The organism is Dryocola baronae (genome assembly GCF_051297175.1).
Classification (GTDB): domain Bacteria; phylum Pseudomonadota; class Gammaproteobacteria; order Enterobacterales; family Enterobacteriaceae; genus Dryocola.
Map to the genome: position 1 here is coordinate 355,855 of NZ_JBINNY010000001.1, position 21,956 is coordinate 377,810.

Sequence of the window (21,956 nt, forward strand, 5' to 3'; positions counted from 1 at the left end):
TATTGCTTATGCATGATTATTCATGCAATTTAATCGACGGCTTGTAGGATTGTTCCAGTTAAACGACAACGGGCGGTAATAGCAGGGACATGTGACTACTATGACAGAACGGATTTTTCTGCGTATTTTACGTACTTCGGGTTTTATGCTGACGGTGTGTTTACCCGTCGTGTTGGCGGTATACTTTGCCCATCTTCGGGCCTCCAGTGAAACGCAGCAGCATCTTCGTTCATTTGCGCAATTGGTTATCGAAAAGACGGAAATCGTCATCGAGCACGTTAATGCCGCCCAGGACGAAGCGCAGCAGTATAGCGGGCCGGTATGTACTCCTGAGCATATGCTGAAGCTGCTGGATATCACGCGCAGTAAACTTTATGTCGAAGATTTAATATACGCCCGCGGGAATCATTTCCTTTGCTCAACGTCCTATAAACCTTCCGTTCCTTATTTGGCCCCAGCGGCGAATTACACTCGTAAACCCGATATCTCAATATTCTATTACCTCGACTCGCCGTTTTATTCCGGCCATAAAATGACCTATATGCAGCGGGGTAATTTTATCGTCGTGGTCAATCCACGCGCCTATGCTGACGTTATGTCAACCGACCACAACCTGGCCTACGGCGTATACGACACGGTCACCAAACAGTTTTTCTCGTTAAGCGATCGGGTAAACCTTGAGCGGCTGCACGGCTATATTTTGCAGGAGAATAAAAACTTTACCGATGAGGACCGCGTTTATACCGTCGAAAAATCAAAGCACCGGCCTATTGCCGTTATTGTCTCGACGTCCGGCGAACGTTTTAATAATGAGTGGTATCACCAGCTCACGCTGACCGTTCCCTTAGGGATGATCTGCAGCATGATTATACTGCTTATGTGGTCGCGAACCCGTCAGCAGCTCAATTCCCCGAGGCGTCTGCTGCTGCGCGCCATCGAAAAAAACCAGCTTAAACTTCACTACCAGCCGATTATCGATATCGAAAGCGGGAAATGTGTAGGTGCCGAAGCGCTGCTGCGCTGGATGAATTACAGCGGGAAATGGATTAGCCCCAGCAGTTTTATTCCGCTTGCCGAAGCCGAAGGGCTGATTCAGAAAATCTCAGACTATGTTATCAATTCGGTGTTTGAAGATTTTGGTGAATTTCTTGCCAGTCATCCCGAGCTATATATTTCTATCAACCTTTCAGCCACTGATTTCCATTGTCCGCGGCTGGTCAGCGTGCTTTCAGAGAAAATAGAAAAATATGGCGTGCGGGCCGATCAGATTAAAATTGAGGTTACCGAACGCGGCTTTATCGATGTGCCTAAAACTCGGCCGGTTATTCAGGCGTTTCGCCAGGCCGGTTTTGAAATTGCCATCGACGATTTTGGCACCGGCTATTCTAATCTGCATAACCTGCAGTTCCTGAACGTCGATATTCTGAAAATAGATAAATCGTTTATCGACAATCTGACCACCGACCGCGCCTGCTATCTCATAGCAGAGCACATCATTGATATGGCGCGCAGCCTGGATCTTAAAACCATCGCCGAAGGTGTGGAAACGCATGAGCAGGTTGAGTGGCTACAGGCTCGCGGGGTGCGCTACTGCCAGGGCTGGTACTTCGGGAAGGCGCTGCCGCCGCAGGATTTTATCGCCTGGCTGTATCAACCAGGCAACGGCAACGAGGTTGCCGTACTGGCCGACTAGCTCAGGCGTGGTGGCGGTAGTCGGTCGGCGTGCGGTCAAACTCACGGCGGAAAACGCGTGAAAACGTCTGCTGCGACACGTAGCCGTAGTCCATTGCGATATCGAAAATAGGGCGCTGCGTCGACCGCAGCTCTTTAGCGGCTAAAATCAGGCGGCGCTGGCGAATGTATTCACCCAGCGTTTGACGCATCACGGTGCGGAACATTCTTTGCAGGTACCACTTTGAATAGCCGGATTTTTTTGCCACTACGTCAATGTTCAGCGGCTGGTCGATGTGCTCATCAATCCATTCAGTCAACGTATAAATGATGTCCTGGTGTGCCATGGGCCGTCCTCAATCAAAGTATTCGATTAGCGGGTTTTGTTGCCGGGGAGTATAATTCCTCAAGTTAACTTGAGGTAAAGCGCATTTTGGAAAAGAAATCACCCCGATTTAAATCCTTACTCTCACCCGGCGAAGTGGCGAAGCGAAGCGGCGTTGCGGTTTCCGCGCTGCACTTTTATGAAAGTAAGGGGCTTATCAAAAGCACGCGCAACAGCGGCAACCAGCGGCGATACGCGCGCGACGTGCTGCGAACGGTAGCAATCATCAAGATTGCCCAGCGCATCGGCATTCCGCTGGCGACCGTCGGTGAGGCGTTCGGCGTGCTGCCGGACGGGCATTCCATTAATAAGAACGACTGGAAGAAGCTTTCATCGTTGTGGCGCGAGGAGTTAGATCGGCGCATTCATATGCTGACGGCGTTAAGGGACGAGTTGGACGGCTGTATCGGCTGCGGCTGCCTGTCCGGCGCGGACTGCCCGCTGCGTAACCCCGGCGATAAGCTCGGGGAAGGCGGGACAGGCGCGCGGCTGCTTGAGGATTAATGCGGTGAATGGTCGGTGGATGGCGCTTCGCTTATCCACCCTACAAGTCGCACAACGCCGCTTTCTCGCAGGCCGGATAAGCGTCAGCGCCATCCAACATAAGCCTGCAAAAGTGATGTTTTAGTCGGTCGGATAAGCGAAGCGCCATCCGACATCCTCCTCAAAACCAAAAACTAAAGCGCCCAACTTCGGCGCTTTAGTTTGTTCCCGGTCTTTGTCTTTCGATCTATCCCGCTTTTCGCAAGGAGGGTTTCCCCCGACATCAGCGTCCCTCAATCACACGTTCTCAGGAGGTTCCGGATTGCGCTGACTCTTTAATTGTAGATCCCCTCCCCGAGCTTATAAGGCAAAATAGTACATTTTTTAATCTATTTTATTTCCCGCAACCGCGTCGCAGTATCTATAGTTAAGCCATTCGCAAAAACAAAAGGTTAGCCCATGATCATCGTTCATCACTTGAATAACTCCCGCTCTCAGCGCGTGCTGTGGATGCTTGAAGAGCTTGAGCTGCCGTATGAAATCGTGCGCTACCAGCGCGAGCCGACGATGCTGGCTCCCGAATCGCTGAAAAAAATTCACCCGCTGGGCAAATCGCCGGTGCTGGAAGATAACGGCAATATTATTGCAGAATCCGGGGCCATCATTGAGTATTTGCAGGAAACCTACGACGCCGAAAGTCGCCTCAAGCCGCTGGCCGCGCAGGATAAGCTTCAATACCGCTTTTGGCTGCACTATGCCGAAGGCTCGCTGATGCCGCTGCTGATGATGAAGCTGGTGTTCGGCAGCCTCGGTAAAGCCCCCGTTCCTTGGCTGCTGCGCCCCGTCGGCAAAGCTTTAGGGCAGGGCGTGCAGAAGGCCTATCTCAACAAGCAAATCACCACCCATGCGCGCTTTATTGAAGATTCTCTCGGCAAATCCCCCTGGTTTGCCGGGCAGGCGTTCAGCGCCGCAGACATTCAGATGATTTTCCCCATCGTTGCTCTGGTCCAGCGTGGCGGCATTAACGATCTGCCCAATCTCCAGGCGTGGTTGAAGAATGCGCAAATGCGCCCTGCCTGGCAGCGTGCCATTCAGAAGGGCGGGCCGTTCGATCTACCCGGCGCGTAATCCATCAAAAAATCGTATGAGTCGGCGAAATACATTACCGGTATCTTGCAGCATTGTTGCGAAATTGCGCATCGACGATAACGTTTGCGCACGGCGTGATGATATTTTGAGCGGCTAACGCGTTTTTCGTCTTAAAGCGGCAAAGTTCGGTTGAAAATCCACTCGATAAGGCCGGATAATCGTTTGCCTTCATTTTGACGCACATTTTTACGCGCGGAGTTAAACGTTTGCTATTTTGGTGACGCCCCTTTTTTGTCGCCATCTCAGCACGGGATTAGACGTTTAATCGGCAGCGGGATGTCCACCGCGCGGCAAAACGTAATCATAAAAATCTCAGGGGATTTTTCACTATGTCTACTCCTTCACCGCGTGCAACCGGCGGTCTTGACGCCTGGTTCAAAATATCTGCACGTGGAAGTACCGTCCGTCAGGAAGTCGTGGCCGGTCTTACCACCTTCCTTGCGATGGTCTACTCCGTCATCGTTGTGCCCGGCATGCTGGGTAAAGCGGGTTTCCCTCCGGCGGCGGTCTTTGTGGCAACTTGCCTGGTCGCAGGCGTAGGATCTCTGGTTATGGGCCTGTGGGCCAACCTGCCGCTGGCCATCGGCTGTGCCATCTCGCTGACCGCATTTACCGCGTTTAGTCTGGTGCTCGGCCAGCATATCAGCGTGCCCGTCGCATTAGGCGCGGTGTTCCTGATGGGCGTGCTGTTTACCATTATTTCTGCCACCGGCATCCGTAGCTGGATTTTACGCAACCTGCCGATGGGCGTGGCGCACGGCACCGGCATCGGTATTGGCCTGTTCCTGCTGCTGATTGCGGCGAACGGCGTTGGCCTGGTGATCAAGAACCCGCTCGACGGTCTGCCGGTTGCGCTGGGCCACTTCGCCAGCTTCCCGGTCATCATGTCGCTGGTCGGCCTGGCGGTGATTATCGGCCTGGAAAAGCTGAAGGTGCCGGGCGGTATCCTGCTGACTATTATCGGCATCTCTGTCATTGGCCTGATCTTCGACCCGAACGTGCATTTCTCCGGTATTTTCGCGATGCCTTCTCTGAAAGACGAGGCGGGTAATTCGCTGATCGGCAGCCTGGACATCATGGGCGCGCTGAACCCGGTCGTGCTGCCGAGCGTTCTGGCGCTGGTTATGACGGCGGTATTTGACGCCACCGGCACCATCCGCGCGGTGGCCGGTCAGGCAAATCTGCTGGATAAAGACGGGCAAATCATCGACGGCGGCAAAGCGCTGACCACCGATTCCCTGAGCAGCGTGTTCTCCGGCTTCGTGGGCGCAGCGCCTGCGGCGGTTTACATTGAGTCTGCGGCCGGTACCGCAGCCGGTGGTAAAACCGGCCTGACGGCTATCACCGTTGGCGTGCTGTTCCTGCTGATCCTCTTCCTTTCCCCGCTGTCTTATCTTGTTCCCGCGTACGCCACCGCCCCGGCGCTGATGTACGTTGGTCTGCTGATGTTAAGCAACGTGGCGAAAATAGATTTTGCGGACTTTGTGGATGCCATGGCGGGTCTGATTACCGCGGTGTTTATCGTGCTGACCTGTAATATCGTGACCGGCATCATGATCGGTTTTGCCTCGCTGGTGATTGGCCGTATCTTCTCCGGCGAATGGCGCAAGCTGAACATCGGTACGGTGGTTATCGCCATCGCTCTGGTCGCGTTCTACGCGGGCGGTTGGGCAATCTAGCATTCACCGTGTTGGGTGGCGCTGCGCTTACCCGACCAGTTTTTTGGCGGGCCGCTTTTTGCGGCCCGTTTTTTATTCCCTTCCACAGATTAAGTTTAATTAATTTAGAGTTAATTAATTCAATATTAGTATCCTTCGATTTTTATATTCTTAATATCCCATTAAGTTAATCGTTACTGATATTGAGATGATTAAGATCTTTCGCATATCATCAGCCTGTCATTTTAATTTTATTACGTTCCATCAATATTTATTTCCAGATATTTCGTACACTGCGCTGTCATGACCAAGCCAAGTGTATTTATGTGGCGAATATGTATGTTCGATTAAATGGAATTAATATATGAGATGGAAACCTAAATTACTTAGCAGCCTAATTGCGCTGGCGCTATTTGATGTTGAAGCTGGCGTAATGAGGGAAGATGTCGCCGTACAGGACTACCGTGATTTTGCGGAGAATCTCGGCAAGTACGGGGTAGGTAAAGAGAACGTTGAAGTTTTTAAAACCGATGGATCCTCGGCGGGCATGCTCAATTTCCCGATCCCCGATTTCGGCGCTATCAATAGTGGCGGATATGCAACACTCATTTCCCCTTCTTATGTGGCAAGCGTCGCGCATAATGGTGGCTATAAAAGTGTCGACTTTGGTAATAATGCGAAATACAAAACTTCATATAAATTAATCAATAGAAATAATGATCCGAAATATGAAACACAAAGGCGAGACTTCCACGTTCCCCGTTTAAATAAAGTTGTTACAGAGGCCGCACCGATGCCTCTCGTTAATCCACAGGATGTACGAAGCAATCGTGGGCGTTACGTTTATTTCGCGCGCGCAGGGGCTGGGACCCAGTATCAAATTGATCCCGTCACAAAGAAACCGGTACATCTTACCGGGGCCTATTCATGGAAAAGCGGCGGCACTATCGTCAACCCGACTTTTGAGAGCTGGCGTTTACGCTGGACTAACTACGGCCCGCCGGATGTCCGCGCCCAGCCTTTCAGTTCAGCTATTCAGGCGGGTGACAGCGGCAGCCCGCTATATGTCTATGACAACGTTGAGAAAGAGTGGAAGATTTATGGGGTTTCACCGTGGGGAGGCACGAACCCTCCTTACGGATATACCAGCTACACCCTGGATATGCAGCTTGATTTCCTCAACGGCGTTATTGCCAACAATACCGATCCGGACGTAAAGGATTCCGCCACTGGCGGTGATATTCACTGGACCTCTACCGATATTTCTCAGGGCGCAAGCAGCTGGCTGTGGCACGGCGTGAATGCGGCCCTGCCTTCTCAGGCGACAACTGCCGAGCTGGATGCATCAAAAGATCTGCGCTTTGCCGGTGATGGCGGCCTGATTGTGCTGGAGAACGCCGTCAACCACGGTGCGGCAAAGCTGCAGTTCTCAAACGATTACCGCATTGTGTCTGCCGAAGGTAAAAACAGCACCTGGGTCGGCGGCGGCATAGAAGTGGATGCCGGTAAAACCGTTGACTGGGAAGTGAACGGCCTGGCGGGAGATACCCTACATAAAATAGGGGCCGGTACGCTGCACGTTAACGCCGTGGGCAACAACGGGGGCGCGCTCAATGTGGGCGACGGCCTGGTGGTGCTGAACCAGCGGGCCGACGAACAGGGCCAGCAGAATGCCTTTTCCACCGTAACGCTAGTCAGTGGCCGCCCAACGGTCCGTCTTGAGGGCGAAAACCAGATCGCGGGTGAGAATATCAGATTCGGCTATCGCGGCGGCACCCTGGACCTGAACGGTCACGATATGTCCTTCTCCACGTTGAATCATAATGACGATGGGGCCACCATCATCAACGGCAACGCCGACAATGTCAGCACGCTGACGCTGGCGAATACCACCCAACAGCGCTTTATCGGCCATTTTGGCAGCGCCGAAACGGCAGCTAACCTTAACGTCGACTTTAACGCGGCCAGCAACTCGCATCGCTGGGAAATTGCCGGCGGGGCGGACTTAAACCAGCTCAATGTCAAACGTGGGCTGCTCAGCCTTGACGGACGCCCCACTGCGCATGCCGGTGGCGAAATCATCAGCAATGACTGGGTAGATGAAACCTATAAGGTCAATAAGGTGAACGTTGCCAGTCTCGCAATGCTGAGGATTAACGAGCATGCCACCCTTGATGCTGACGTGACGCTCGAAGACCAGTCCAGACTGATACTCAACAGTAAATCGCATCTGTCGGGTCAGGTGGCATTAAAGTCCGGCAGCAAGATTACCGTCAACCAGGACGCGAGCAGAACCACCAGCACCGACGGCAACAATGACGCGGTAATTGATGCCGAGATCACCGGCACCGGCACGCTGGAAAAAGTGGCACCGGGCGCGCTTTACCTCAACAGCAACAATACTTTTACCGGCAACACCAACATACAAAGCGGCGCGCTGGTTCTGAACGGCTCACTCGCCTCGACGCTGACCCTCGCTCAGGACACGCTGCTGGCGGGCAACGGCACGCTGGCCGATGTGATTCTTGGCGAAAACGCTCAGCTGGCGCCGTACTGGTCATCGGATATCGCATCGCTGAGCTTCACGACTGCCAGCCAGACCGTGAAGGGTTCGCTGACGGCGGGCAAGAACTCGCTGCTCAACCTGCGGGCGCATTTTGATGCGGATAACGCTCAGGCCGATACGCTGCGGATAAACGGCGACGTGAATCTCAATGACGGGCCGTTAAACGTGCAGGTCACCACCTCAGGCGATGACTATTTCACCGATGTGAACAACGACGGCGTGGCGGATAACCAGGAAGGGGTGTCGCTCATTCAGGTTGCGGGCAAGGCGGACAAAGACAGCTTTAAGCTGGCGGGTGGCTATGTGGCCCGTGGTGCCTATGCCTACGGTCTGTACGCCTTTGCGCCGGGGCGCAGCGCTGTCGATCAGCGTGCGGTTGAAGGGACAGGCGACCAGTATTGGGACTATCGCCTGCAAAACAATCTGCTGAGCGAAGGGGATAACACCGTACCGATTGACAACACGCCGGTGCCAGACGACGGCGACAACACGCCTGTTCCTGACGATGGCGACAACACGCCGGTGCCTGACGACGGCGACAACACGCCGGCGCCTGACGATGGCGACAACACGCCGGTGCCAGACGACGGCGACAACACGCCTGTTCCTGACGACGGCGATAACACGCCGGTGCCTGACGACGGCGATAACACGCCGGTGCCGGACGACGGCGACAACACGCCGGTGCCGGACGACGGCGACAACACGCCGGTGCCTGACGACGGCGACAACACGCCGGTGCCAGACGACGGCGACAACACGCCGGTGCCAGACGACGGCGACAACACGCCGGTGCCTGACGGCGGCGGTAAAAAACCAAGCCGCCTGGCGGTTACGCCGCAGGTGCCTTCCTATATTTCCCTGCCGTCGGCGATGCTGAGCTACAGCAGCCGCATGAGCGAAACCTTCCGCAATCAGTCGCTGGCCGATGACGATGAGAAACTGCACGTCTTCTTCCAGTACCTGAACGGCGAAGATCGCTATCACACTTCGCGCGGCTTCCTGGATTACGGCTACGACTACAAACAGAAAGAGGAAGGTTGGCTATTTGGCGCGCGCGTTCTGCAATGGGGTGATGACAGCCAGTCGCTCGGGCTGAGTCTGGGGCTTTCAAGCGCCAATCTGGAACTGACGCCGGATGCGGCAGACGGCAACAGCAAAACGCAGTACACCGCGTGGGGGCTGTCCTCGTTGCTGGCATACGAACATCGTAGCGGGCTAACGGCAGAACTGAGCGCGGACGTGGCGAAGTACGACGGCAACGTGTCCACGGATCTTCGCGGAAGTAACGTTGCGGACATTAACGCCAAGTCATTTGGCGGTGCGGTTGATGTAGGTTACAGGTTCAAACTGGGTAGCCACGAGCTGACCCCGATGGTGGGAGCGGGCGTGCAGTATCTGCAGGTGGATGATGTTACGGACATCGACGGAACGCGGGTGCATTACGACGACGTTACCCGCCAGACCGGCCGCCTTGGGCTGCGTTACCGCTATGACTGGGATGCGTCAATCAGCGGAAAATGGGCGGTAGTGGCGAACACTACGCTGGTGCAGGACTTCAGCGACGATAGCACGCTGGAAATCGCCGGGTCTGGAAGTCAGTCATCCAGCAGTTTCTATGCGGGTACGGCAGGCAGCACGGGAATGGTTGATTTTGGCATCGTCAATAACCCTACCGATAACGTGTCGCTGAACGTGGGCGTGCAGTATCAGCGTCGCCTGGAGGCTGAAGGCGTGGACTTCTGGCAGGGAACTGCCGGGGTGAAAGTTAAATTCTAGTTTGTTGATTAATCCTGCGGGTCACGTTCTGTGACCCGCCTCTTATTTCCTTTCAAGGCATTTCCTGTTTCCTTTCGGTGTATAAAGTTGTTTTATTATTAGAACAACATCCTGCAAAAAGGGTTTCACAACACACCGCGACTAAGGAAAGCATGGAAATCTTCTTTACCATTCTCATCATGACCCTGGTGGTCTCTTTATCTGGGGTAGCCACGCGCATGCTGCCTTTCCAGATCCCCCTGCCGTTGATGCAAATCGCCATAGGTGCCCTGCTTGCGTGGCCGCACTTTGGTTTGCACGTTGAATTCGACCCCGAACTCTTCCTCGTGCTGTTTATCCCGCCGCTGCTGTTTGCCGACGGCTGGAAAACGCCGACCCATGAGTTTCTCAACCATGGCAGGGAGATTATCGGCCTTGCCCTCGTGCTGGTGCTGGTCACCGTGGTGGGCATTGGGTTCCTTATTTACTACCTGGTGCCGGGCATTCCGCTGATCCCGGCGTTTGCGCTTGCTGCCGTACTCTCGCCAACCGATGCCGTGGCGCTGTCCGGTATCGTCGGCGAAGGGCGCATTCCGAAGAAAATCATGGGCATCCTGCAGGGCGAAGCGTTAATGAACGATGCGTCCGGCCTGGTTTCCCTGAAAATGGCGGTCGCGGTTGCGGTCGGCACCATGGTCTTCACCGTCGGTGGGGCAACCGTCGAGTTTATGAAGGTGGCGATTGGCGGCCTGCTTGCGGGTATCGCGGTGAGCTGGCTGTACGGTAAATCCCTGCGCCTGATGAGCCGCTGGAGCGGCGATGAGCCCGCCACGCAAATCCTGCTGCTTCTGCTGTTGCCGTTCGCGTCTTACCTGATTGCCGAACACATCGGCGTGTCGGGCATCCTGGCGGCGGTTGCGGCGGGGATGACCATCACACGCTCCGGCGTGCTGCGTAGCGCCCCGCTGGCCATGCGTCTGCGTGCCAACAGCGTCTGGGCCATGCTGGAATTTGTCTTTAACGGCATGGTCTTCCTGCTGCTGGGTTTACAGCTGCCGGGCATCCTCGAAACGTCCATCGAGGCGGCAAACGCCGACCCGAATGTTGAGCTGTGGATGCTGTTCCTCGACGTGGGCATGATTTACATCGCGCTTATCGGCGTGCGTTTCCTGTGGCTGTGGTCCATGAAACGCCTTAGCCTGCGCTTTATGAAGAAGCGTCCGCTGGAGTTCGGCTCTTTCACCACCCGCGAGCTGGCGATTGCCTCGTTCGCCGGCGTGCGCGGGGCCATTACCCTTGCCGGTGTACTCTCTATCCCGTTGTTCCTCGGTGACGGCTCGCCGTTCCCGGCGCGTTACGAGCTGATATTCCTCTCCGCTGGCGTGATCCTGTTCTCGCTGTTTGCGGGGGTGATCATGCTGCCCATTTTGCTCAAGCATGTGGAAGTGGCGGATAAATCTGTCGCGCGCAAGGAGGAGCGTTTAGCGCGCTCGGCGACGGCTGAAGTTGCCATCGTGGCGATTCAGAAAATGGAAGAGCGCCTCGCGGCGGATGCCAAAGAGAATATTGACGATCAGCTGCTCAAAGAGGTCAGTTCCCGCGTCATCGGTAACCTGCGACGCCGGGCCGACGGGCGAAACGACGTCGAAAGCAGCGAGCTGGAGGAAAACCTGGAGCGCCGCTTCCGCCTTGCGGCACTGCGTTCCGAGCGCGCGGAGCTGTACCACCTGCGCGCCACGCAGAAAATCAGCAACGAGACGCTGCAAAAGCTGCTGCACGATCTGGATTTGCTGGAAGCCCTGCTCATCGAACAGCACTAAAATTATTGGCCGGGGATCCCCGGCCAAAACTCTTTGCAGCAGGCAATCCACGCCTGCGCGCTCTGCGAAATATAAACGCCCTCCCGCCAAATCATTCCCAACTGCCAGGTCAAATCGCTCTCCAGCGGCAGCCACATTAGGGTCGTTTTATCCAGCTTCTGGCAGATAGGCTCTGGCAAAATCGCAATGCCGATTCCGGCCTGTACCATGGCAGCCAGGAAATCCCACTGCCCGCTGCGTACCGCAATCTGCGGCGCGAAGCCGCATTCGTGAAACAGCTGCATAAGCTGGCGGCTGAGGGCAAAATCTTCGTTGTAGATAAGCAGGGGATGGGCGGCAAGCTCGGCGGGGCTGACGCTGGTACGCGACATCCACGGGCCGGAGCGGGGCACCAGAACGCAAAGGGGGTGGCGAAACAGCGGCAGCCTCGAAAAGGCGCTTTCATCCTCAATTGGCAGCGCCGTCATGGCTAAATCCAGCTCGCCGTTCATCACCGCCTGCTGCACCGTCAGGCCGCCAAATTCGGAAATTTTCAGCTCCACGCCGGGGTAGCGCTGGCGATAAAGGCCGATTGGCCCTGTCATCAGCATGCCAACCATCGGCGGGATGCCGAGGCGCAGCACGCCTTTGCTGAGATGGTTAATATCCCCCAGCTCGGCTTCGAGCTGGCGGAACTCGGCAAGAATGGCTAAACCGCGCTGGTAAACGACCTGCCCGGTGTCGGTGAGCATCAGCTTGCGCCCGTCGCGGATGAGCAGCGTACAGCCAAGCTCATCTTCCAGATTGCGCAGCATTTTGCTGATGGTGGGCTGCGTGACAAACATCTTCTCCGCCGCGCGGGTAAAACTTTGTTGCCGGACTACTTCAACAAAATAGCGCAGCGTTCGGATATCCATAACCTTCCCCATTCATAGTATGTCAGTCAATATTAATTCATTTTAGATATTTTTGGCATGAGGAATATATTAAATAGTAATTTAATGAGAAAGTATTAGATGGTATTTATTAGGGTAATCAGGTGGTTATATGTTGTAAGCGCTGCTTAATTGAATATTCAAAGTGGTACAATTGACAATGTAGGCGTTAAATATATGATAAGAAGTTTCTGCACGACCTATATTCATTTGATTGCCATAATAATAATGCAAAGCGCAATTGTTATTTTCCAAATCTTCTGTATGTCATGCGGCCTCTCCTTCTTCAGTGATGATAATGAAAAGAATAATATTTACCAAGGTGATGAGCTTATTGCTGTCTCTCTTGCTCAACGGCTGTACGCTAGAGCCAGGCAGCCATCTTAAAACTTCCGATAAAACCGTCGTTGAAACGCAGGACGGTAAAAAAGACATCAGTGAAATGGTAAGCGTTTATCCTATTTCACCCGCCCTTGTGGCCTCGTTGCAGACGCAAAAAATCACCGCGCAAGCCAATCCTTCCTTAGAACGTATCATCAAGGGTTATAATTATCGTATTGGTGTCGGTGATATTCTTATGGTCACCGTTTGGGATCATCCGGAATTAACTACCCCTGCCGGGCAATACCGTAGCGCCAGCGATACGGGAAACTGGGTGCAGGCTAACGGCACCATATTCTATCCCTATGCCGGTAAAATCCACGTCGAAGGAAAAACGCTCGAAGAAGTGCGTGAAGTGTTAACGCAAAAACTCGCCCCGTGGATTGAATCTCCCCAGGTTGACGTAAGCGTTGCTAATTTTCGTTCGCAAAAAGCCTATGTTACCGGCGAGGTTGCTCATTCCGGCGAGCAGGCAATTACTAATGTTCCTTTAACAATCATTGACGCACTAAATAAGGCCGGCGGATTAACGGAATCAGCTGACTGGAACCATGCGGTTTTAAACCGCGGCGGCAAGAAAGAAACCCTGTCATTAAATGCCTTGCTTAAATCAGGCGATCTCACACAAAACCGGCTGTTGCTTGCAGGTGATATTCTCTATATTCCGCGCAATGATGAACTGAAGGTTTTTGTGATGGGTGAAGTCAATAAACAGACCGTCCTGAAAATGGACAGCAGCGGCATGACCCTGACCGAAGCCCTGGGCCGAGCGGAGGGTATCAATCAAATTTCCTCAGATGCGACGGGAATTTTTGTTATTCGTTCCCTTTCAGGTAACAAAATCGATGACGATAAAATTGCCAATATTTATCAACTCGATGCGTCAGACGCCAGCGCGCTTGTCATGGGCACCGTTTTCCAACTGCAACCCTACGATATCGTTTATGTCACCACTGCGCCGGTCGCACGCTGGAACCGCGTAATTAGTCAGCTCATTCCAACCATTAGCGGAATGAAAGATATTACCGAATCAACGCGCCTTATCAACCGCTGGACTGAATAGATGGTGAAATCCATTCTGGTGGTGTGTACTGGAAATATCTGTCGTTCACCGGTAGCACGTTGGCAATTAATAGATTTGCTTCCGCATATTGAAATTCATTCTGCCGGGTTGAATGCTTCGTCGGGTTTAACGGCTGATGCAACAATGTCGCGGATAGCCAATGAGAATGGGATTAAAAATCTCGAACATTCTTCGCAAAAATTTACTCTTGCAATGGGCTCGATGTGCGATCTTATTTTGGCTATGGAAGCGAGCCAGTTAACTATTATTAGTCAACAATATCCGCAGCTAAGCGGTAAAAGCCGTTTGTTGACCTACTGGAATGGCCGCAAGGATATTCCCGACCCCTACCAAAAAAGCAATGAACTTTATCGCGCGGTTTATCAGCGAATTAGTGATGCAACGATGTCATGGAAGAAAGCTTTACAAGCTTAAAAAGTGTGGAAAAAGCTATGAGTATGGATAAAAAATTGCCCTTAAAAATGGACAGGGTTGAAGAACTCGATCTCCTGCGTCTTCTTTCTACGATTTACGCTAATAAATATAAAATAATTTGTACCACGCTTATTTTTGCTTTACTGGCCTTTGGATTAAGTTCCGCAAAGATGCCTGTTTATGTCGCCAGCGTATTAGTTCAGCTCGAAAAAAATTCATCAAATAACCTTATCGGAAAATTGATGAGCCCATTGGAAGAGGAGATGACTTCGGCCTCGACCGAGATGGGTATCCTCAAATCCCGGCGGGTTCTTAACCAGACGATTGATGAGCTGGGCTTACAGGTCGTCATCACCGAAAAACAGTTCCCCGTCATTGGCCAGTGGCTGGAGGCTTTTTCTGGCCCGGCAAAAAGCGCTATCGACGTTAACGCATTTAGCGTCCCGCCAGAAAGCGAGGACCTGCCGTGGACGCTGACGATTCTTACGCCCGATAGTTACCAGCTCGATCTGGGCGAAGCCGGGAGCATCACCGGCCGGATAAATGAAACGGTGAAACAAAACGGTTTCGCCATTAACGTTGCACGGATTGCGGCTTCGGCAGGCACTGAATTTAACCTCGTTTTCCGTTCAAAGTTTACCGTCCTGCAAGATTTGCTCACGCGCCTGAACGCCACGGAACTCAACAAAGACAGCGGATTGCTCAGCGTCTCTTTTACCGGCTCTGAAAGGCAGGAAATTGTCGACATCCTCAACAATATCACGCTGAATTTTATCGAGGATAGCCGGGTTCGTAAGGCCGAGGAAACGTCCAAAAGCCTTGAGTTTGTGAACAGCCTTTTACCCGGCGTGTTGGAGAAACTCAATCAGGCCGACAGGCAGCTGCATGACTTTAAGGAAGAAAACGGTTCGATCGATCTTCCGCTGGAGGCCAAGGCGGCGCTGGATGCGGCGGTTGTTATTCAGTCTCAGCAAAACGAGCTACAGCTCGCGAAGGTTGAGATCTCGAAAAAGTATACGAAAAGCCACCCGATTTACCGCTCTTTGCTGGAAAAAGAGGCGCTGCTGAATAAAGAAAAGGCGTCCCTCGCGCAAACCATTTCGAACATGCCCAAAAAGCAGCAGGAAATTTTGAGCATTAAGCGCGACGTGGAGTCGGGCCAGGAAATCTATATGCAGCTGATGGCAAAGCAGCAAGAGTTAGGCATCGCCAACGCCAGCACCGTGGCGAGCATTCGCATCGTCGATGAGGCGGTTAGCGACCCGAGGCCGGTTGGCAGCAAAAAAAGCCTGATGGTGGTGCTTGGCGCTTTTTTGGGGCTGATCTTTTCCAGCGGCTACTGCCTGATGCTGCATGTTTTCAGAAACCCTATTGAAGACGTCGAGGTCATTGAATCCTACGGCGTCGACGTCATGGCGTCCGTGCCGCTTAGCAAGTGGCTTATCGGCAAACAGCGCCAGGTAAGGAAGCAGCAGGCGAGGCGTAAAAATATCTGGCTGGCACAAGAGTACCCAGAGGATCTGGCTATTGAAGCCTTACGCAGTCTGAGGACCGGGCTTTTTCTCGCTCTGAAACAGGCGGGGGGAAACACCTTTCTTATCTCTGGCGCGACGCCGGGGGCGGGTAAAACCTTCGTCAGCAGCAACCTTGCCTCCGTCATTGCGGACGCCGGAAAAAGCATTCTGGTTATTGATGCCGATCTCCGCCTTGGCTATATACACGAACTGCTCGGGCTAAAAGAAGGGCCAGGGTTAAGTGAGATTCTTCAGGGCAAAGCCGCGTTTACGCAAACCGTCCAATCGTCGCTAAAGCCGGGCCTCGACATTATTTCACGCGGTGCGGTATCCGCACGTTCATCCGAGCTTTTGATGAGCGAACATTTTGTGCAGCTGCTGGACTGGGCGCGGAGCCATTACGATTACGTGATCATCGATACCCCGCCAATCCTGCCGATTACCGATGCGGCGATCGTTGCCCAGCATGTTGCGCTGTCCCTGCTGGTGCTGCGCTATAAAACCAACAGCGTCAAAGAGCTGGAAATGGCGATAAATCGCTTCCAGATGGGCGGCGTGAAGCTCGACGGCGTGGTCTTTAACGGCGTAGAAAAGGGCAGCCCTTCCTCGTACGAATACAGCTACTATTCCATCGCACCATAGTTGCGATGCTTTTTATTCATTATTTATAACGCCACGGCCCTTCTATAATGCAGCTCTACTTTATTGCGGAGTATCAAGCTCATGGCCGTGGCGCTAGGTCGTTTTACGCCTGCAGTTCTCACCCGTCTTCAAATCCCCGTCCAGGTCGCCATGTATGCGGCACTCTTTGTTGCCGCAGAACGCCTCGTTGACTGGTGGCACCTGCCGCTTCCCGCTAACCTGGTGGGCATGATCATGCTGCTGGCGCTGATTGTTTGCCGCGTGGTGCCGCTTAGCTGGGTGCGTGCCGGTTCGCGCTGGCTGCTGGCGGAAATGCTGCTGTTCTTCGTGCCCGCCGTGGTGGCCGTGGTGAACTACGCGCAGCTGCTGATGGTCGACGGCTGGCGCATCTTCCTCGTGATCGCCATCAGCACGATGCTGGTGCTGGGGGCCACCGCGCTGGTGGTGGACAAAGTTTATCGTTTCGAGCTGGCGCGGGAAGCCCGTAGGCAGGCGCGCGGTGACTAGCTTCCAGGTTGGAATTCTGTGCCTTGCCATCACGCTGATACTTTATTTCGCCAATAAAAGACTCTACCGCCGCTTTCGCAAACTGCCGCTGATGCCGCTGGTATTCACGCCGCTGCTGCTGGTAGCGATGCTGATTTTCGGCCACATCTCTTATCAAAATTACATGGGCGAGGCGCACTGGCTGCTGTGGCTGCTTGGCCCGGCGACCATCGCCTTCGCCGTGCCGGTTTACGACAATTTGCAGGTGATTAAACGCCACTGGATGTCGCTGTCGGCGGGCGTTATCACCGCCACGGTGGTGGCCGTGACCAGCTCCGTCTGGCTCGCGCGTCTGTTCACCTTGTCCGATGAAATCCAGCGCAGCCTCGCCGTGCGTTCCATTACCACGCCCTTTGCGCTTGCAGCGGCGAAGCCCATCGGCGGGCAGCCGGAGCTGGTCGCACTGTTCGTGGTGGTCACCGGCGTGTTTGGCATGGCGATAGGGGACGTGCTGTTTTTGCGGCTGTCGATTCGCGAAGGTATGGCAAAAGGGGCGGGTTTCGGAGCGGCTTCCCACGGGGCGGGCACCGCGCGTTCCTATGAGCTTGGCCCGCAGGAAGGCGTGATTGCAAGCCTGGTGATGATGCTTTCCGGCGTGGTGACGGTGCTGGCAGCACCGTTAGTAGGTTGGCTGATGTTTTAATGATTTGAAAATAAGCCCCGGCCATCTGGCCGGGGATTAAACGTTAATGCGCGCGGCCCTGCTCGATACCAATCCCCGTCTGGGAACGAATAAACTGGGCGCGGAACTTATCGCGTTCCAGCTTCCCTTCCGCCGTGTTATCGGTAATCGAGAACACCCAAATCCCCACAAACGCCACCAGAATCGAGAACAGCGCCGGGTATTCGTACGGGAAGATAGCCTTAGCGTGACCGAGCACCTGCACCCAAACCGTTGGGCCGAGGATCATCAGAATCACAGCCGTCAGCAGGCCGAGCCAGCCGCCGATCATCGCGCCACGCGTGGTCAGCTTCGACCAGTACATGGAAAGCAGGATAATCGGGAAGTTACAGCTGGCGGCGATGGAGAACGCCAGGCCAACCATGAACGCGATATTTTGTTTCTCAAACAAAATGCCCAGCCCGATGGCGACCACGCCCAGAATCAGCACGGTGATTTTCGAGACGCGGATCTCGTCGCGCTCGGAAGCCCCTTTGCGGAACACGTTGGCGTACAAATCGTGTGAAACCGCAGAAGCCCCGGCAAGCGTAAGCCCCGCAACCACCGCCAGGATGGTAGCGAAAGCCACCGCCGAGATAAAGCCGAGGAACAGGTTGCCGCCCACGGCGTTAGCCAGGTGAACCGCCGCCATGTTATTGCCGCCGATAAGCGCCCCCGCCGCGTCCTTAAACGCCGGGTTCGCGCCGACCAGCATGATCGCCCCGAAGCCGATGATAAAGGTCAGAATGTAGAAGTAACCCATAAAACCGGTGGCGTAGAGCACGCTTTTACGCGCCTCGCGGGCGTCGCTGACCGTGAAGAAGCGCATCAGAATATGCGGCAGGCCAGCGGTACCGAACATCAGTCCTAACCCTAAGGAAAGCGCGGATATCGGGTCTTTCACCAGGCCGCCTGGGCTCATAATCGCCGCGCCTTTCGGGTGTACCGCCATGGCTTCGTTAAACAGATTGTTGAAGCTAAAGCCGACGTGCTTCATCACCATAAAGGCCATAAAGCTCGCGCCGAACAGCAGCAGCACGGCCTTGATTATCTGCACCCACGTTGTGGCGAGCATGCCGCCAAACAGCACGTACATCACCATCAGCACGCCGACCAGCACCACCGCAACGTGGTAGTTCAGGCCGAACAGCAGTTCGATAAGCTTGCCGGCCCCGACCATCTGCGCGATGAGGTACAGCGCCACGACCACCAGCGAACCGCAGGCAGACAGAATACGAATCGGCCCCTGCTTTAAGCGGTAAGAGGCGACGTCTGCAAAGGTATAGCGCCCGAGGTTACGCAGGCGTTCGGCAATCAGGAACAGGATGATCGGCCAGCCGACCAGGAAGCCCAGCGAGTAAATCAGCCCGTCGTAGCCCGAGGTGTACACCAGCGCGGAAATGCCGAGGAAGGAGGCGGCGGACATAAAATCGCCCGCGATCGCCAGCCCGTTCTGGAAGCCGGTAATATTGCCGCCTGCGGTGTAGTAATCGCTGCGCGAGCGGGTGCGTTTCGAGGCCCAGTAGGTGATGTACAGCGTCAGGGCGACGAACACCACAAACATAATGATCGCCTGCCAGTTCGTCGGCTGGCGCTGCACGTCGCCGGTGATGGCATCGGCGGCAAGCACGGTGGCGGGCAGGCCGAGCAGGGGAGCAGCAAGCGCTGCGAGAAGACGTTTCATGATGCGTTTACCTCGCGCAGCATCTCGTGGGTCAGGCGATCAAACTCACCGTTAGCCCGCCAGACGTAAACGGCGGTGAGCACAAACGAAATCACAATCACGCCGATACCAATGGGAATGCCGCGCGTGACGCTGGTGCCCGCGTGCAGAGGCGTGCCCAGCCAGCCGGGCGCGAAGGCAATCAGCAGGATAAAGCCGACGTAAATCACCAGCATGATTATCGATAACAGAATGGCAAACCGTTGCCGTTTTTCGACTAACTCCCTGAAATGCGCGCTGTGTTCTATCCGCTGATAAATGAGGTCATTCATCACAGAATCTCCAGAGGTAAGGGTTGTGTTGTTGTGTTCCCTTTCGCCACGCGGTACCACCGTAGGGGGATAAGCGAAGCGCCATCGGCCATAGAGGAACGACTCACCGGCGGATGGCGTTGCACTTATCCGCCCTACATCCGGAGATGAGAGGGCGGGGTCAGAAATGGTTATGAAGGCATCGTAATAGCTTGTTTTTCTTCCAGCAGTTTCTCGACCACGCCCGGATCGGCAAGCGTCGAGGTGTCGCCAAAGTTGCTGGTATCGCCGGCGGCGATTTTGCGCAGAATGCGGCGCATAATCTTGCCGGAGCGGGTTTTCGGCAGCGAATCCGTCCAGTGCAGGATATCCGGCGTGGCAAGCGGGCCAATCTCTTTACGCACCCAGTTGCGCACCTCGGTATACAGCTCCGGCGTCGGCTCTTCGCCGTGGTTTAGCGTCACGTAGGCATAAATCGCCTGGCCCTTAATATTGTGCGGAATGCCCACCACGGCGGCCTCGGCAACTTTCGGGTGCGACACCAGCGCCGACTCAATTTCAGCCGTACCCAGACGGTGGCCGGACACGTTCAGCACGTCATCCACGCGGCCCGTTATCCAGAAATAGCCGTCTTCGTCGCGACGCGCGCCGTCACCGCTGAAATACATGTTTTTAAAGGTAGAAAAGTAGGTCTGCTCGAAGCGCTCGTGATCGCCAAACAGCGTGCGCGCCTGGCCCGGCCAGGAGTCGGTAATCACCAGATTTCCTTCGGTTGCGCCCTGCTGCGGGTTGCCTTCGTTGTCCACCAGCGCGGGCTGCACGCCGAAGAACGGACGCGAGGCCGAACCGGCCTTAAGCTCGATTGCGCCCGGCAGCGGGGTGATCATAAAACCGCCGGTTTCGGTCTGCCACCAGGTGTCCATCACCGGGCACTTCTCGTTGCCGATTTTCTTCCAGTACCACTCCCAGGCTTCCGGGTTAATCGGCTCGCCGACGGACCCAAGGATGCGCAGCGACGAGCGGTCGGTGCCTTCAATCGCCTTGTCGCCTTCGGCCATCAGGGCGCGAATGGCGGTTGGCGCGGTGTAGAGAATATTCACCTTGTGCTTGTCCACCACCTGCGCCATGCGGTTCGGAGCAGGCCAGTTCGGAACGCCCTCGAACATCAGGGTGATTGCGCCGCAGGCCAGCGGGCCGTACAGCAGGTAGCTGTGGCCGGTGACCCAGCCGACGTCCGCCGTACACCAGTAAACGTCGCCCGGATGATAATCAAACACGTATTTGAAAGTGGTTGCCGCGTAAACCAGATAGCCGCCGGTAGTGTGCAGCACGCCCTTCGGCTTGCCGGTTGATCCGGAGGTATAAAGGATGAACAGCGGGTCTTCGGCGTTAACCTCAACGGGCTGGTGGTGGGCGCTGGCTTTTTCGACCAGCTCGTTCCACCACAGATCGCGCCCCTGATGCCATTCAACGTTGCCGCCGGTACGCTTGAGAACAATCACGTGCTCAACGGTTTTCACGTTCGGGTTTTTCAGCGCGTCATCGACGTTCTTTTTCAGCGGAATGGAGCGGCCCGCGCGGATGCCCTCGTCGGCGGTAATCACGAGGCGAGAGCTGGAGTCGATAATGCGTCCGGCCACGGCTTCCGGCGAAAAGCCGCCAAAAATCACCGAATGCACCGCGCCGATGCGGGCGCAGGCAAGCATCGCCACCGCGGCTTCCGGCACCATCGGCATATAAATTGCCACCACGTCGCCTTTCTTAATGCCAAGATCGACCAGCGTGTTGGCGAAGCGGCAGACCTCGCGGTGCAGCTCGCGGTAGGTAATATTTTTGCTCTGCGTGGCGTCGTCGCCTTCCCAGATAATCGCCGTCTGGTCGCCGCGCTCTTTAAGATGGCGATCCAGGCAGTTGGCCGCCAGGTTCAGCGTGCCGTCTTCATACCACTTAATTGAAATGTTTCCCGGCGCAAAGGAGGTGTTTTTCACCTTCTGGTAAGGTTTAATCCAGTCGAGGATTTTCCCCTGTTCGCCCCAGAACGCGTCCGGGTCATGCACCGACTGCTTGTACATGGATTGATACTGTTCAGGATTTATCAGGCAGTGTTCCGCAATATTTGCGGGAATAGCGTGTTTATGTTGTTGGGTCATGGCTTTTTTTCTCCTTGAAGTTGTTAATAATATGTCACGTAAACGTTAATTGAAGGGGCGGGGTTGGCTTTGTTTACTTTTTGGGCGACAGATCACGCATTCAAATAATGGTTAAAAATCATCCAAACGAATGATTCAGGAGAAATAATTCACGGAAATTATTATTTGAAAATGGAATGAAGAAAA

At 54.6% G+C, this 21,956-nt stretch carries 16 protein-coding genes; 11 read left to right on the forward strand and 5 right to left on the reverse strand.

What is annotated here, in order from left to right; genetic code table 11:
- Positions 1–100 precede the first annotated feature (100 nt).
- Entirely contained in the window at positions 101–1,693 is a 1,593-nt protein-coding gene (locus tag ACSPHG_RS01675; RefSeq protein WP_435951728.1) for a cyclic di-3',5'-guanosine monophosphate phosphodiesterase PdeC, read from the forward strand.
- A gap of 1 nt (position 1,694) precedes the next feature.
- On the opposite strand, the gene soxS is transcribed toward ACSPHG_RS01675, so the two are convergent.
- Positions 1,695–2,018: a superoxide response transcriptional regulator SoxS gene (soxS, locus tag ACSPHG_RS01680; protein WP_435951730.1), complete on the reverse strand. Its 324-nt coding sequence runs from the start codon at positions 2,016–2,018 to the stop codon at positions 1,695–1,697.
- Between the two features lie 86 nt (positions 2,019–2,104).
- On the opposite strand from soxS, the gene soxR reads away from it, so the two are divergent.
- The 5 genes from soxR (at position 2,105) to ACSPHG_RS01705 (ending at position 11,490) form a co-directional block, all read left to right on the forward strand.
- Positions 2,105–2,560 (forward strand): redox-sensitive transcriptional activator SoxR, encoded by a 456-nt coding sequence (gene soxR, locus ACSPHG_RS01685; protein WP_435951731.1) that lies wholly within the window; start codon positions 2,105–2,107, stop codon positions 2,558–2,560.
- A 438-nt stretch (positions 2,561–2,998) separates the two neighbouring features.
- A complete protein-coding gene (locus tag ACSPHG_RS01690; RefSeq protein ID WP_435951733.1) occupies positions 2,999–3,667 on the forward strand; it encodes a glutathione S-transferase family protein in 669 nt (222 codons plus the stop codon).
- Positions 3,668–4,017: 350 nt separating this feature from the next.
- Positions 4,018–5,367 (forward strand): guanine/hypoxanthine transporter GhxP, encoded by a 1,350-nt coding sequence (gene ghxP, locus ACSPHG_RS01695; RefSeq protein WP_435951734.1) that lies wholly within the window; start codon positions 4,018–4,020, stop codon positions 5,365–5,367.
- A 343-nt stretch (positions 5,368–5,710) separates the two neighbouring features.
- On the forward strand, positions 5,711–9,691 hold the full coding sequence (locus ACSPHG_RS01700) for a S6 family peptidase (RefSeq protein ID WP_435951735.1): 3,981 nt from the start codon (positions 5,711–5,713) through the stop codon (positions 9,689–9,691).
- Positions 9,692–9,843: 152 nt separating this feature from the next.
- Entirely contained in the window at positions 9,844–11,490 is a 1,647-nt protein-coding gene (locus tag ACSPHG_RS01705; RefSeq protein ID WP_435951736.1) for a Na+/H+ antiporter, read from the forward strand.
- Between the two features lie 2 nt (positions 11,491–11,492).
- Here the strand turns inward: ACSPHG_RS01705 and ACSPHG_RS01710 are convergent, their stop codons facing one another.
- Positions 11,493–12,386, reverse strand: a complete 894-nt coding sequence (locus ACSPHG_RS01710; RefSeq protein WP_435951737.1) for a LysR family transcriptional regulator — start codon at positions 12,384–12,386, stop codon at positions 11,493–11,495.
- A gap of 310 nt (positions 12,387–12,696) precedes the next feature.
- Between ACSPHG_RS01710 and ACSPHG_RS01715 the strand changes: the two genes are divergently transcribed.
- The 5 genes from ACSPHG_RS01715 (at position 12,697) to ACSPHG_RS01735 (ending at position 17,628) form a co-directional block, all read left to right on the forward strand.
- Positions 12,697–13,848: a polysaccharide export protein gene (locus ACSPHG_RS01715; protein WP_435955921.1), complete on the forward strand. Its 1,152-nt coding sequence runs from the start codon at positions 12,697–12,699 to the stop codon at positions 13,846–13,848.
- Positions 13,849–14,283 (forward strand): low molecular weight protein-tyrosine-phosphatase, encoded by a 435-nt coding sequence (locus tag ACSPHG_RS01720; protein ID WP_435951738.1) that lies wholly within the window; start codon positions 13,849–13,851, stop codon positions 14,281–14,283.
- Between the two features lie 47 nt (positions 14,284–14,330).
- Positions 14,331–16,439, forward strand: coding sequence for a polysaccharide biosynthesis tyrosine autokinase (locus ACSPHG_RS01725; RefSeq protein WP_435955922.1), 2,109 nt, complete (start codon positions 14,331–14,333; stop codon positions 16,437–16,439).
- 81 nt (positions 16,440–16,520) lie between these two features.
- Positions 16,521–16,946 (forward strand): CidA/LrgA family protein, encoded by a 426-nt coding sequence (locus ACSPHG_RS01730; protein ID WP_435951739.1) that lies wholly within the window; start codon positions 16,521–16,523, stop codon positions 16,944–16,946.
- Positions 16,939–17,628, forward strand: coding sequence for an LrgB family protein (locus ACSPHG_RS01735; RefSeq protein ID WP_435951741.1), 690 nt, complete (start codon positions 16,939–16,941; stop codon positions 17,626–17,628). The genes ACSPHG_RS01730 and ACSPHG_RS01735 overlap by 8 nt, the downstream gene beginning before the upstream one ends.
- 43 nt (positions 17,629–17,671) lie before the next feature.
- On the opposite strand, the gene actP is transcribed toward ACSPHG_RS01735, so the two are convergent.
- The 3 genes from actP to acs all read right to left on the reverse strand — a co-directional run bounded on the left by actP (position 17,672) and on the right by acs (position 21,770).
- The gene (gene actP / locus ACSPHG_RS01740; RefSeq protein ID WP_435955923.1) at positions 17,672–19,333 is read right to left on the reverse strand and encodes a cation/acetate symporter ActP; all 1,662 of its coding nucleotides are present in this window, start codon (positions 19,331–19,333) and stop codon (positions 17,672–17,674) included.
- Positions 19,327–19,641, reverse strand: a complete 315-nt coding sequence (locus tag ACSPHG_RS01745; RefSeq protein ID WP_435951743.1) for a DUF485 domain-containing protein — start codon at positions 19,639–19,641, stop codon at positions 19,327–19,329. The genes actP and ACSPHG_RS01745 overlap by 7 nt, the downstream gene beginning before the upstream one ends.
- Before the next feature lie 170 nt (positions 19,642–19,811).
- Complete coding sequence (acs, locus tag ACSPHG_RS01750) at positions 19,812–21,770, reverse strand: acetate--CoA ligase (protein ID WP_435951744.1); 1,959 nt, start codon at positions 21,768–21,770, stop codon at positions 19,812–19,814.
- Positions 21,771–21,956: the final 186 nt, after the last annotated feature.